This window comes from Streptomyces sp. NPDC001927 (assembly GCF_053594455.1).
Genome location: NZ_JBSFEN010000001.1, coordinates 590,098 through 602,457 on the forward strand (window position 1 = coordinate 590,098; position 12,360 = coordinate 602,457).

Genomic DNA, 12,360 nt, shown 5'->3' on the forward strand with positions numbered 1-12,360 from the left:
AGGCGAGCCGCGCCCGCGCTCGCCTACGAGGCGGTGCGCCGCGTCAGGGGCGGGCGGCCAGGGCCTCGACCTCGAAGAGCACGTCGGGCGTGGCCAGGCTCGCGACGCCGATGAGGGTCTGCGTGGGCGGATTCTTGCTCCAGACCTCCTGTACGGCCCCGGCGATCGGGCCGAGCTTGCTGACGTCGTGGTTCACGACGTACGTCCGGAGCTGGACGACATGGCTGAGGTCGAGGCCATGGGCGGCGAGGGCGACGCCGATGTTGTGGAACGTCCGCTTCACCTGCTCGGCGAAGTCGGTCGAGACGACCGCGCCGTCGGGGCCGGATCCGTACTGGCCCGCGACAAGCACCAGTTCCGTACCGGCGGGGACGGTGGCGGTGTGGCTGTAGCCGAACGGGACCGGGTCGTGCAGGCCGTCGGGGTTGACGAAGGCGTGTGCCATGCGGGTGTCACCTCGTGTGTGTGAGGGGGCGGTTGGGCTGTGTGGTGTGGTGTGGTGCGTTGGATTGCTTCGCTTTGCTTTGTGGGGAGAGCCTCGCAAGCAATCACGACACCGTCTGTCGTGTATCCGGTAGCGTTTTCGCCGTGCGCGCCGATCGGTTGGTCTCGCTGGTGCTGTTGCTGCGGCAGCACGGTCGGTTGTCCGCGGCCACCCTGGCCCGCGAGCTGGAGGTGTCCACCCGGACTGTGCTGCGCGACATCGACGCGCTGTCCGCCGCCGGTGTCCCGGTCTACGCCGAACGCGGTCGGCACGGCGGTTTCGAGCTGCTGCCCGGCTTCCGTACCGAGCTCACGGGACTGAACCACGACGAGGCGCTCGCCCTGTTGGTCGCCGGATCGCGGCGCGGCGCCCAGGTGTTCGGCCTCGGATCGGCGCTCGCCTCGGCCATGCTGAAGGTGGTCGACGCGCTGCCCGCCGGCTATCGGGCCACCGCCGCAGGCGCGGCTCAGCGGCTGCTCATCGACCCGGAGACCGACCTCCTCTCGCGCCGGCTGGTCGCCGAGGAGGTCCCCGACAGCATCGCGGCCGAGGTGCGGAGCGCGGTGTTCGCCGGACACAAGCTGCGCATCCACTACGCGGCCGTGGACCAGCCCGCGAAGTGGCGCACGGTGGACCCGATCGGCCTGGTCACCGTGCGCGACCAGGGCTACTTGCTCGCCACGCGCTCCGGCGCGGACCGCACCTACCGGCTGTCCCGCATCCTGGCCGCCGAGGAACTCGAAGAACCGGCCCAGCGACCGGACCGGGTCGACCTGGACCGGGCCTGGCAGGAACGCAGCAGGCAGTTCAGGACCGGCGGCGACCAAGTCACCGTGCTGGTACGGATACACCCGTCCCGGAGGGACGACCTGGTGGGCACCGCGCTCGCCGTCCTCGGCGAGGAAGCAGACGCGGCAAGCGAGTGGCTACGACTCGAGGTCACCTTCCAAGACCCGCGTCACGCCGAATGGGCGGTGTGGCAACTCGGCACGTACGCGGAGGCCTTGGGGCCGCAGTGGTTGCGCGATTCCCTGCGCGAGCGCGCCACCGCCATCGCCGACCGATACGGCGTGTCCTCCGAAGACGCTGGGCACTGACGCGCGCCTCGCATGTCCGGATCTGCAGGGGATTCGTCATGGCGGCCCGGCAGCCCCGCGACTGACGATGGAGGCCGTACGGGGACTCGCCCGGAGACCCCTGAAGTGTTGGGAGACAGCCATGCGTGCCAAGGCAAGGACCCTCACCGCGGTTGTGGCCGCCATGACTTCGGTCGCCTTGCTGGCAGCCTGCTCGGCCGGCGACGCCGAAGCCAAGGCCAACGCCACGTCCCAGGCCAAAAGTGCCCAGGAGAGCAAGAAGACGTCCGCGTTCCTCTCCTTCCCCTCGCCCAGCCTCCCCTGGGAGGAGCTGCCGGAGTCGGGCGGCGTGAAGTACGCGAACGTACGCGGAGACCTCGCGGGGAGCGGCAGCTACGAGGCGTTCGTGCGCTTCCCCGCCGGGAAGGACAACCCGATGCACATCCACACCCAAGACCTGCCGACCGTCGTCCTGAAGGGCACCTTCTACGCGGACATCGACGGGAAGCGCGTCCAGTACCCGGCCGGCTCCTACTACAAGCTCCCCGCGGACAAGCCGCACCTGAGCGGATGCGAGAAGGGAGAGGACTGCCTCCTCTTCCAGTACCAGGACGACCACTTCGACCTGGTGCCCACCAAGACCGGGCGGTAGCCCGGGCGAGCCGCGTCGGGTGTCCGGTCGGGACGGCGACCACCTGCGGGTGCGCGGCACCCCGGACATACTGGACGTGTGCAATCGCCGTCACTGCTCGCCCAAGGACTGCGGGAACGAGCCGGTGAGGCCCTGTTGCAGCGGGTCGCGGGCCCGGCGGCGCACCAGAAGCGCGCCCGTATCCACGGCACGCCGGGGCCTCGATGGTTCGGCCCGGACCGGCCTGTGCGCCGGGTGCACTCCGACGCGTCGATGTACGTCGGGGGGCTCGCGGCCCTGTTGCTCCAGTCCCTCCACCCGGTCGCCATGGCCGCGGTCTCCGCGCACTCCGGCTTCCAGGGAGACCCCTGGGGGCGGCTGCAGCGCACCAGCACCTTCCTGGCCGTGACGACGTTCGGCACCAGCGACGACGCCGAGGCCGCGGTGGGCAGGGTACGGGAGGTGCACGCGCGGGTCGTCGGGCGGACGTCCGAGGGGGTGCCGTACCGCGCGTCCGATCCGCACCTCCTCACGTGGGTGCACATCGCCGAGGCGTCCTGCTTTCTGCGGGCCCACCAGCGCTACGGCCGCCGCCCGCTCGGTACGGCCGAACAGGACGGCTACGTCGCCGACATGGCGCTCGTCGCGCGCCGGCTCGGCGTGACCGACCCGCCCGAGACGATGGCCGAACTGACCGCCCGCCTCGCCGCCTACCGGCCCGAGCTGCGCGGCACCCCGGAGTCCCGCGCGACGGCGCGCTTCCTGCTGGCGCACCCGCCGATCCCCCGCCCCGCACGGCTCCCGTACGCCTTCCTGGCGGCCGCGGCCGTCGCGCTCCTGCCGCGGTGGGTCAGGGCCGCGCTCGACCCGCCGCTCTCCGTCCGCCTCATGCTGCCCGTCGCCCCGCTCGGCGGGCGCGCGATCATCGCCCTGGTCCGGTGGGCGATCCCGCCCCCGCCCCTGCCACCGGCCGCCGGAGCGCCGTCCGCGGCGGGGGTGACCTAGAGTGCGGGTGTGCCGTCGTACAGCATTGGGCAGGCCGCGCAGCTGCTCGGAGTGAGTTCGGAGACCGTTCGCCGGTGGGCGGACGGCGGCAGGCTCGGCATGGAGCGCGACGGGTCCGGCAAGCGCACGATCGACGGGGTCGCGCTGGCCCGGTTCGCGGGAGAGCGCGGCGCCGGGCTGCACGCCGTACCGGAGGACGACGTCCCGACCTCCGTACGGAACTCGTTCGTGGGGATCGTGACCGCCGTACGCGTCGACGACGTGGCCGCGCAGGTCGAGGTGCAGTCCGGGCCGCACCGGCTGGTGTCCCTCGTGACGCGCGAGGCCGTCGAGGAGCTGGCCCTGGAGGTCGGCGTCACGGTCACCGCGCGGGTGAAGTCGACCAGCGTGCACATCGACCTTCCCTGACCGCCATCCCTTTCGGTCAGCGGCAGAGCAGGGCCGCCCGCAGGTCGAGCTTGTGGTCGAGGCGGGACAGGTCGCGGCCGGTGAGGGCCTCGATGCGCTCGACGCGGTAGTGGACCGTGTTGACGTGGAGGTGCAGGGCTTCCGCGGTCCTCGCCCAGGAGCAGTTGTGTGCCAGGAAGACCTCCAGGGTCTCCAGGAGCGTCGCGTTCGAGCCCTTGCCGGCGTCCAGCAGCGGGCCGAGGACGGTGTCCAGGTACGCCGCCCGTACGTCGACGGGGACGCCCGCGAGCAGCGTCCTGAGGTCGGCGAGGTCCGCAGGGCGCGCCACCCGCGCCGCCGCCGCGCCAGCGGAAGCCTCCGATGTCGCCGAGCGGGCGGCCGCGAGGGCGTAGCGGGCCTGGGCGAGGGCGCTGGGGAGTTCGGCGGGGCCCGGGACGGGGTCGCTGACCCCGGCGTGCAGGGCGGCCCCGGGGCGGCAGGCGTGGAGCAGCGGCCACACCTCGCCGAGCCGTGCGGGTACCTCCCCGCCCGGGTCCGGCTCGTGTGCGAGGACCGCGACGGCCTCGCCCTCCACCCGTCCGGCGACGGCGAAGGCGACCGTACGCTGGTGCTTCAGGCCCTCCGCGAGGGCCGCGGCGGCGTCGCCCCGCTCGTCCGGGTTGTCCGAGGCCGCGACCACCACGGTGTACGCGGCGGCGCCGGCGATGCCGCACGAACGGAGCGCCTCCTCAAGGGCGTTCACCTCCCCGTACGCCGCGCCCACCCGGGTCACCAGCTCCTCGTGGGCCTGCCGGCCGGGCGCCGCCCGCAGGTCCTGGCGTCGGCGGTGGCGGCCGACCAGGTCGCCGATCTCGTGCAGGATCCGGGGCGGCACCTGGCCGTCCTCCGGCAGGTGCAGGTACCAGGTGTCGAAGACGCTGTCGTCGGCCTCGATCCGTACGGTCGTACCGAGCCGGCCGCGCAGCGCCTCCGCCGCGCGCCGGGCGGGGAGTTCGGGCGCGGTCGCGGTCCGGGCGACCGTACGCCCGCTGCCGGTGAGCAGGTGGCAGTCGGGCGTGCCGAGGTGGGCGAAGGACAGGTCGAGGAGTTCGGCCGTCGACGCGCCGCGTTCCAGGGCGCGTTCGAGGTCGACGCGTACGTTCTCGGGGAGCGCGTAGTGGTCCGTGGGGCGGCGGCTGAGCTCGCCCCACTGGCGGAGGTAGACGGCCTCGGTGATGGCCCGGAAGCTGGTGTGCGCGGGCACCGCGAGCAGCGCGACGCGGTGCTTCCGGCAGGCGTCCGCCAGTTCGGCCGGCACCTCGCCGTGCGTCTCCTCCCCCGCGAGCAGGGCCACCGCGCCCGCCTCGCGCAGGGCGGACACGAACCGGTCGGTCTTGACCGGATCGCCCTCGCGGGCCCACCACACGAGGCCACTGAGGACGATCTCGCCCGGCTGCAGGAACCGGGCCGGGTCCTCGAGGTCGGTCGCCGTGACGCCGCCGATCTCCTGGCCGAGCAGGGCCTCTTCGCCCCAGACGAGGGAGAGGTCGAGACGGTCGAGACGGAGAAGGTGATCGACCTGCATACGGGACTCCTTGTCGTACTCGCGGACGAGGCCGCACCTCACATTCACCAAGCGGATGAGGGTTCCGTCATCGTAAGTGCGAAGTCAAAGTGACGAAACACCTCTCGAATGTGCCGAAGGGCCAGGCCTCTCCCGTCCGAGGGGTGAGACGCCACCCCTCCCTCCCCGTACCTTTCTCCAAGCCCACTCTCATCCGCGATGGAGAGTCACACGAGTTTGTTGCAGATGAGAGCCGGATCGCCCTACGGTGTCGCACATGCAGTCCTACACCATCGGGCAGGCCGCACGGCTTCTGGGCGTGAGCCCCGACACCGCGCGGCGCTGGGCGGATGCGGGCAGGGTCGCGACGCATCGCGACGAGAGCGGGCGGCGCGTCATCGACGGCAAGTCACTCGCCTCGTTCTCGACGGAGATCGCCCAGGGCGGGGGCGAGGACGACGCGTCCTACACCTCCGCCCGGAACGCCTTCCCGGGCATCGTCACCGGAATCAAGCTCGGCGACATCGCGGCCCAGGTCACCATCCAGGCCGGCCCGCACCGGCTGGTCTCCCTCCTCACCCGCGAGGCCGTGGAGGAACTCGGACTGGAAGTCGGCATGCAGGCCACCGCCCGCGTGAAGTCGACCAGCGTGCACATCGACCGCACCTGAACGCACCCACCCCGGCCGTCGGCGCGACCGGCCCCCGCCGCATCTTCCGTTCGTCCCCAAGGAGTTACGACCCTCATGTCCTTCACCCTCACCCTCACCAGACGACGTGCCGCCGCTGCCGCCCTCACCGCGGCCCTGCTCGTCCCGCTCGCCGCGTGCGGCAACGACGACACCAAGAAGGACACCGGCGGCTCCACCGCCTCCGGCTCCGCGAGTGCCGCGCCCAAGGCCAACCTGACCGTGCTCGCCGCGGCTTCGCTGACCAACGTGTTCAAGACGGCCGGCGCCGCGTACGAGAAGGCCAACCCGGGCACCAAGGTGACGTTCTCCTTCGCCGGCTCGCAGGAGCTCGTCGCCCAGGTCTCGCAGGGCTCGCCCGCCGACGTCCTGGTCACCGCCGACACCAAGAGCATGGACAAGGTCAAGGCCGACACCGGCACCCCGGCGATCATCGCCAAGAACCGGCTCGTCATCGCCACCGGCGAGGGCAACCCGCACAAGGTCGACGACCTGAAGGACCTCGCGGACACCAAGCTCAAGGTCGTTCTCGCCGCGCCCGAGGTCCCGGCGGGCAAGTACAGCAAGCAGGTCCTCGACGCCCAGAAGATCACGGTCAAGCCGGTCTCCCAGGAGCCCAACGTCCGCGCCGTGCTCAGCAAGGTCGAGCTGGGCGAGGCCGACGCCGGTCTCGTCTACAAGACCGACGCCGCGAGCGCCGAGGACAAGGTCGACGCCGTCGAGATCCCCGACGCGCAGAACGCCATCGCGCAGTACCCGGCCGCCACGCTCAAGGACTCCAAGAACGCCGAGGCGGCCGCCGCCTTCGTCGCGTGGCTGTCCTCGCCCGAGGGCCAGAAGATCCTTCAGGACGCCGGCTTCCAGAAGCCGTAACGGACCGGGATCGCTCATATCGTGAGGGGCTGTCCGTATCCGGGGGGACGGACAGCCCCTCCTCATGTCTTCTCACTGCGGGGTCATCGATGAAACGAGCAGGCGCGCGTACGCCCGGCGCACGTCCCCCACTGACGCTGGCGCTGCCCGCGTTGCTTGCCGTGGCCTTCCTGACGCTCCCGCTGCTCGGGATCCTCGTACGGACCGAGTGGGGCGAGCTCGCCGACCACCTGTCCTCGCCGGGCACCGTCGAGGCGCTCAAGCTGTCGCTCGTCGTCTCCTTCTGGGCGCTCGGGCTCTCGCTGCTGCTCGGCGTGCCGCTCGCCTGGCTGCTCGCCCGGGTCCCGTTCCCCGGCAAGGCGCTCGTCCGCTCGCTCGTCCTGCTGCCGATGGTCCTGCCGCCCACCGTCGGCGGTGTGGCCCTGCTCCTCGCCTTCGGCCGGCGCGGACTCCTCGGGCCGTGGCTGGAGAACACCTTCGGCATCACGCTGCCCTTCCACACCTCAGGCGCCGTCCTCGCGGCCACCTTCGTCGCGATGCCGTTCCTCGTCATCAGCCTGGAGGGCGCCCTCGGCGGGCTGCGGCCCCGTTACGAGGAGACGGCGGCCTCCCTCGGCGCCTCGCCGGTACGCGTCTTCTTCACCGTCACCCTGCCGATGGTGGCCCCCGGGGTCATCGCCGGCGCGGCCCTCACCTGGGCGCGGGCGCTCGGCGAGTTCGGCGCCACCATCACCTTCGCCGGCAACCTGCCCGGCACCACCCAGACCCTGCCCCTCCAGGTCTACCTGCTGCTCCAGGACGAACCGGAAGCAGCCACCTCCGTCTCCCTGCTCCTCCTCGCCATCGCCATGGGCGTGCTCATCGCCCTGCGCGGGCGGTGGACCGGCACCCCGACCGACCGGGAGCGGCGTCCCGCTCCCCCGGTGGACGCGGAAGCCGAAGCGGAGGCGGGACCTGTCCCAGCGGCCGAGGCGGAGCCCGTTGCCGGACAGCCCGCTGAACGCTGGACCCTGCACGCCGAACTCACCGGCTTCACGCACCTCACCCTCGACGCCGAAGCGGGCACCACCATCGCCGTCGTCGGCCCGAACGGCGCCGGGAAGACCACCCTGCTCCGCGCCCTCCTCGGCCTCACGCCCCGCGCGCACGCCGACCTCACCCTCGGCGACACCGACGTCACCGCCCTGCCGCCGCACCGCCGCCACGTCGCCTGGGTCCCCCAGGACGGCGCGCTCTTCCCGCATCTGACGGCCCTCGCCAACACCGCCTTCGGCCTGCGCGCCCAGGGCGTCTCCCGGGGCGAGGCCCGGCGCGAGGCGCAGGCGTGGCTCGACCGGCTCGGGGTCGGCCATCTCTCGCACCGCCGCCCCGGCCAGCTGTCCGGCGGCCAGGCCCAGCGCGTCGCCCTGGCCCGTGCCCTCGCGGCCAGGCCCCGGCTCCTGGTCCTGGACGAACCGCTCGCCGCGCTCGACCAGACCACCCGCGCCCACGTACGGCACACCCTGCGCACCCACCTCGCGGGCTTCGGCGGCGTCTGCCTGATCGTCACCCACGACCCCGTCGAGGCCGTCTCCCTCGCCGACCGCGTCCTCGTCCTCGACGACGGACGCGCCCTCCAGGACGACTCCCCGGCCGAGGTCACCCGCCACCCGCGCTCCCCCTGGGTGGCCCGCATGCTCGGCCGCAACGCCTGGCCGGGTACGGCGACCCCGGAGGGCCTCGCCCTCGACGGGGGCGGTGTCCTTGTGGCCACCGACCCGCCGCCGCCGGGCACCCCGGCGCTCGCGATCGTCGCGCCCGAAGCGGTCTCCGTCCACCGCGAGAAGCCCGCCGGAAGCCCCCGTAACGTCTGGCCCGGCACCGTACGCGAGATCACCACCAGCGGCAGCCGACTGCGGGTCCTCATCACTTCCGAGGGGGCGCCCGACCTCGTCGCCGAGATCACCCCGCAGTCGGCCGCCGAACTCGGCCTCGGCGACGGCGTGTCCGTCTGGACCAGCGTCAAGGCGACGGAGCCGACGGTCGTTCCGCTCTGATCTCCGACTGGAGATCAGGCAGCCGAGAGGGAGATCTCCGTCGACTTGATCAGGGCGACGACGGAGGTACCGGCGTTCAGGCCGAGGTCCTCGACGGCGTCCTTGGTGATGGCGGCGGTCAGCTCGCCGCCCTGGACGGAGACCTTCACCGAGCCCATGGCGCCGCCCGTCGCCACCTCGGTGACGGAGCCGGCGAGCTGGTTGCGGATGGAGATGCCCGTGACGGGGCCGGTCGCGAGGGCGACCTCGGTGGACTTCACCAGGGCCTTGACCGAGGAGCCCTCGGCCAGGCCGAGGTCCTTGGCGGCGTCGGCGGTGATGGCGGCGGTGATCTCCTGGCCGCCGTCCAGGCGTACCTTCACGGACGCCATGGCCTCACCCAGGGTGACCGCTGTGACGGTGCCGGGGAGCTGGTTACGAATGGACAGGGTCATGGAGCACACGCCTCACATAGCCGGGATCCAGCAGTCGTCACTTCTGTGACCTGCACTGAGACCGACGCTACCCGCGAGAAGATCGCTCGCCGCGAAGGACATCGCATCCACCAGCCGAACGGACGCGATGAGCTCGCGTTTCCAGGAATGTCCCGCTTGATCTTGATGACACGGGAGTTCAGGTGGGTCCCGGGCGGGTCGCGGTCGCGGACCGGTGGTGGCGGCGGCGCTCTCTCAGGGCGTCGGTGGGGCGCCGGTGGACGATACGGAAGCGGTGACTCTCGTGGGCGAGTTCGCGGCCCTCGGCGTCCACGAACCGGCCCGTCACGTCGTACGTCCCGCAGCCCCGCCCGACGGGCAGCCGCTCGGCCGGCAGCTGGACCTCGTACGGCCCTCCGGCCCGGAACCCGCCGAGTACGTTACGGGCGGTGGCGATCGTCCTCCCCTCGTACGACCGCTCCTCCACGAACGTCAGTCCGTCGACCTCCTCGCCGGTACGGAAGGTCAGCGCGACGCCGACGACCGTCCCCTCCGGCAGCTCGACGACGTCCTGCTCCGGCAGGCTCAGGTCCACGGTGACCCGGCCGAACTCGTCCGACACCAAGGCCACATCCATCAATTGGAAGACCGCCATCTCGGACTCACGACCTCTCGCCACGGACGCCCGTCGCGTTCACTCCAGTGGAATCCACGGTACGCCTTGAGCGCGGTCACGCCGCGTGTACAGGGGGCCACGCGACGTGCCGCGCATGGTGGTCGCGCGGCCGGGCAGAGGCTCAGCGAGCCTGCTGCCATCAGCCGGAAGGAGCGTCCGATGGAGTCCGCCCGGACGGTCGAAGGGCTGCTGCGCGAGCACGGACGGACCTACGCCGACGAAGCCGGGATCACTCTCCGTGACACGCCGGCCCCGCTCTACCAGCTCCTCGTCCTCACGGTCCTGTGCTCGATCCGGATCAAGGCCGCGACGGCCACGGCGGCCGCCAGGGAGCTGTTCGCGGAGGGGCTGCGGACGCCGCAGGCGATGGCGGACGCCACCTGGCAGGAGCGCGTTGACGCCCTCGGGCGGGCCCACTACGTGCGGTACGACGAGAGCACGGCGACCGCGCTCGGTGAGGGCGCGCGGCTGGTGCTCGACCGCTTCCACGGCGACCTGCGAAGGCTCCACGAGGAGGCCGCAAGTGACACCGAGCGGCTGCGCGGGCTGCTGCGGGAGGTGCCCCGGATCGGTCCTGTGGGCGCGGACATCTTCTGCCGCGAAGCCCAGGCCGTGTGGCCGGAGTTGCGCCCGTACTTCGACGCGCGCTCCCGCGCGACCGCCGCCGAACTCGGGCTCCCGCACACCCCGGCGGGCCTCGCGCGGCACGTGCCCCCAGAGGATCTGGCCCGCCTCGCGGCCGCCCTCGTACGCGTCAGTCTGTCGTCGAAGACGTCCAGGTCGTCCCGGAGTTCCCCGTCGTCCCGTAGAACATCCTCAGACCGCTGACCCGGACGGCTCGGTCTCCCGCGCCGCCGTCAGCTTGCGGTGGCGGTCGAGTTCGAACATGGCGAGGACCGGGGCGGACATGCTCAGCGCCAGGACGAAGGCGCGGGAGACGGCGCCGCCGTCCCAGACCCGGGCGACGTTCGCCACCAGCGCGCAGCACAGCAGCACCGCAGGCAACGCCCTGCGCCACAACGGCAGTTCACCGATCCGCCACACCCGGACGGACTGGACCGTGTTGAAGACGAGAAGGGCCAGCGCGACAAGCGCGAGGACCGGCAGCATGACGGGCACGACGGGACTCCTGAGCAGGCGGAACGGCGAGCCGCGGACCTCTCGGCTCACCAGCGCATGATCGTACCGGCGCCGTCTCCTCGGCCGTCTCCTCAGCCGTGTCCCGCGGCTACGTGGTCGCCCTGCGGTGCCGGTAGTTGACGGCCGACGCCTTGGCCACCGCCACGGGGTTCAGGAACCGCAGCGGGCCGATCAGACGGGACGCGAACCGGTGCATGTGCCGGGCCATGGACGCGTCGCGCGCCGCCGCCGAGAACATCAGCCGTTCCACGGGGTTGAACGGCCTGGACTTGGCGAAGTCGACGGCCAGGTTCTGGTGCGGGGACAGCCTGCGCCGGTGCTTGCGGGCGTACAGCGCGAGGGACTTGTCGAGGTCGCCCTGACCGGTCAGGGCCGGGCCGACCGCTTCCGTCAGCCATTGCGCGGTCTCGAGGGCCCACGCGCACCCCACTCCCCACAGCGGATCGCCGGTCAGCGCGGCGTCGCCGATGAGCGCGAGGCCCGGCGCCGTCGGCTTGCGGCTGTGCAGGGGGTAGTCGACCAGGCCGATGATCTTCGAGACGCGCTCGGCGGAGTCGATGGGCGGCGCCTCGGGCAGGCCGCGGATGAAAGCGTTGAAGCTGCCCTCCAGGTCCTCCCGGAAGCCCGGCAGCCGCTTCTTGTCCGGGACCACGGCGAGGACCGTGATCCCGTCGTCGTTCGGGAACGCGTACGCCATGTCGGGCTCCAGGAACCAGACGTGCCCGATCCCGTCGCGCAGCGGAAGGTCCCGGTAGTGCGCGAGGTAGGCGAACCGGGCGTTCTCGTACTGCCGTGTGGCCACCCCGGCGTACTTCGCCACGGCCGAGTCCTTGCCGTCGGCGCCGACCACCAGGCGGGCCCGTATCTCCCGCTCGCCCTGCGGTGTCGAGGCCCGCACCCCCACCGTCCGCCCGGCTTCCGTGACCAGGCCGGCCACTCGATGGCCGAGGAGCAGATCGACGCCGGGAGTCTGCGCCGCCTGGGACCTGATCAACGGATCGAGGACGCTGCGCCGGATGTTGTACGCGTACGGCAGCTCCGGGCCCCCGGGTGCGGGCCTCGGCTCGATCCAGCCCCAACGGGTGTACCAGCGTGCGTCGTTGTGGAGCGCGCCCGCCTTCTCCAGGGCGGGGACGAGGCCGATCTCCTCGAGGACCGGGTAGGCGTTGGCCGAGATGGAGTGGGTGCACAGCACCTTGTACGCCTCGGGATCCGAGCGGCGTTCCAGCAGGGCGACGCGGGCGCCTCGTCGGGCGAGCAGGACCGCCGCCGCGCTGCCGGCGAGGCCGGCTCCGCCGATGACGACGTCGTAGTCGTCCCCCGCGCTCTCAGGCTTGGTCATTGCGCTGATCTCCCCCTCGGGGTGTGATGAGCCGTTCACAGGAGT

The 12,360-nt window shown here is 72.2% G+C and carries 14 protein-coding genes; 8 read left to right on the forward strand and 6 right to left on the reverse strand.

Features of this window, described 5'->3' with window-relative positions; all coding sequences use genetic code 11:
• Nucleotides 1-43: 43 nt before the first annotated feature.
• Nucleotides 44-445 carry a RidA family protein gene (locus tag ACWCO8_RS02440; protein WP_451030538.1) on the reverse strand — a complete coding sequence of 134 codons (402 nt, stop codon included), beginning with the start codon at nucleotides 443-445 and terminating at the stop codon, nucleotides 44-46.
• A 143-nt stretch (nucleotides 446-588) separates the two neighbouring features.
• On the opposite strand from ACWCO8_RS02440, the gene ACWCO8_RS02445 reads away from it, so the two are divergent.
• The 4 genes from ACWCO8_RS02445 (at nucleotide 589) to ACWCO8_RS02460 (ending at nucleotide 3,604) form a co-directional block, all read left to right on the forward strand.
• Nucleotides 589-1,581 (forward strand): helix-turn-helix transcriptional regulator, encoded by a 993-nt coding sequence (locus ACWCO8_RS02445; RefSeq protein WP_451030539.1) that lies wholly within the window; start codon nucleotides 589-591, stop codon nucleotides 1,579-1,581.
• A gap of 121 nt (nucleotides 1,582-1,702) precedes the next feature.
• On the forward strand, nucleotides 1,703-2,212 hold the full coding sequence (locus ACWCO8_RS02450) for a cupin domain-containing protein (protein ID WP_451030540.1): 510 nt from the start codon (nucleotides 1,703-1,705) through the stop codon (nucleotides 2,210-2,212).
• 78 nt (nucleotides 2,213-2,290) lie between these two features.
• A complete protein-coding gene (locus tag ACWCO8_RS02455; protein ID WP_451030541.1) occupies nucleotides 2,291-3,196 on the forward strand; it encodes an oxygenase MpaB family protein in 906 nt (301 codons plus the stop codon).
• Between the two features lie 9 nt (nucleotides 3,197-3,205).
• The gene (locus tag ACWCO8_RS02460) at nucleotides 3,206-3,604 is read left to right on the forward strand and encodes a TOBE domain-containing protein (protein WP_451030542.1); all 399 of its coding nucleotides are present in this window, start codon (nucleotides 3,206-3,208) and stop codon (nucleotides 3,602-3,604) included.
• A gap of 16 nt (nucleotides 3,605-3,620) precedes the next feature.
• Here the strand turns inward: ACWCO8_RS02460 and ACWCO8_RS02465 are convergent, their stop codons facing one another.
• Nucleotides 3,621-5,168 carry a PucR family transcriptional regulator gene (locus tag ACWCO8_RS02465; RefSeq protein WP_451030543.1) on the reverse strand — a complete coding sequence of 516 codons (1,548 nt, stop codon included), beginning with the start codon at nucleotides 5,166-5,168 and terminating at the stop codon, nucleotides 3,621-3,623.
• A gap of 256 nt (nucleotides 5,169-5,424) precedes the next feature.
• Here ACWCO8_RS02465 and ACWCO8_RS02470 point away from each other — a divergent pair, with 256 nt between their 5' ends.
• The 3 genes from ACWCO8_RS02470 (at nucleotide 5,425) to ACWCO8_RS02480 (ending at nucleotide 8,744) form a co-directional block, all read left to right on the forward strand.
• Nucleotides 5,425-5,817, forward strand: coding sequence for a TOBE domain-containing protein (locus ACWCO8_RS02470; protein ID WP_451030544.1), 393 nt, complete (start codon nucleotides 5,425-5,427; stop codon nucleotides 5,815-5,817).
• A gap of 75 nt (nucleotides 5,818-5,892) precedes the next feature.
• Nucleotides 5,893-6,708: a molybdate ABC transporter substrate-binding protein gene (gene modA / locus ACWCO8_RS02475; RefSeq protein WP_451030545.1), complete on the forward strand. Its 816-nt coding sequence runs from the start codon at nucleotides 5,893-5,895 to the stop codon at nucleotides 6,706-6,708.
• A gap of 89 nt (nucleotides 6,709-6,797) precedes the next feature.
• Complete coding sequence (locus tag ACWCO8_RS02480) at nucleotides 6,798-8,744, forward strand: ABC transporter permease (protein WP_451030546.1); 1,947 nt, start codon at nucleotides 6,798-6,800, stop codon at nucleotides 8,742-8,744.
• A gap of 14 nt (nucleotides 8,745-8,758) precedes the next feature.
• Here ACWCO8_RS02480 and ACWCO8_RS02485 read toward each other — a convergent pair whose 3' ends face one another.
• Entirely contained in the window at nucleotides 8,759-9,178 is a 420-nt protein-coding gene (locus ACWCO8_RS02485) for a TOBE domain-containing protein (RefSeq protein WP_451030547.1), read from the reverse strand.
• A gap of 178 nt (nucleotides 9,179-9,356) precedes the next feature.
• On the reverse strand, nucleotides 9,357-9,779 hold the full coding sequence (locus tag ACWCO8_RS02490) for a hypothetical protein (RefSeq protein ID WP_451030548.1): 423 nt from the start codon (nucleotides 9,777-9,779) through the stop codon (nucleotides 9,357-9,359).
• Nucleotides 9,780-9,992: 213 nt separating this feature from the next.
• Between ACWCO8_RS02490 and ACWCO8_RS02495 the strand changes: the two genes are divergently transcribed.
• Complete coding sequence (locus tag ACWCO8_RS02495; protein WP_451030549.1) at nucleotides 9,993-10,661, forward strand: endonuclease; 669 nt, start codon at nucleotides 9,993-9,995, stop codon at nucleotides 10,659-10,661.
• Here ACWCO8_RS02495 and ACWCO8_RS02500 read toward each other — a convergent pair.
• Nucleotides 10,650-11,003 (reverse strand): hypothetical protein, encoded by a 354-nt coding sequence (locus ACWCO8_RS02500; RefSeq protein ID WP_451030550.1) that lies wholly within the window; start codon nucleotides 11,001-11,003, stop codon nucleotides 10,650-10,652. The genes ACWCO8_RS02495 and ACWCO8_RS02500 overlap by 12 nt on opposite strands.
• Nucleotides 11,004-11,061: 58 nt before the next feature.
• Nucleotides 11,062-12,315, reverse strand: coding sequence for an NAD(P)/FAD-dependent oxidoreductase (locus ACWCO8_RS02505; protein WP_451030551.1), 1,254 nt, complete (start codon nucleotides 12,313-12,315; stop codon nucleotides 11,062-11,064).
• Nucleotides 12,316-12,360 lie beyond the last annotated feature (45 nt).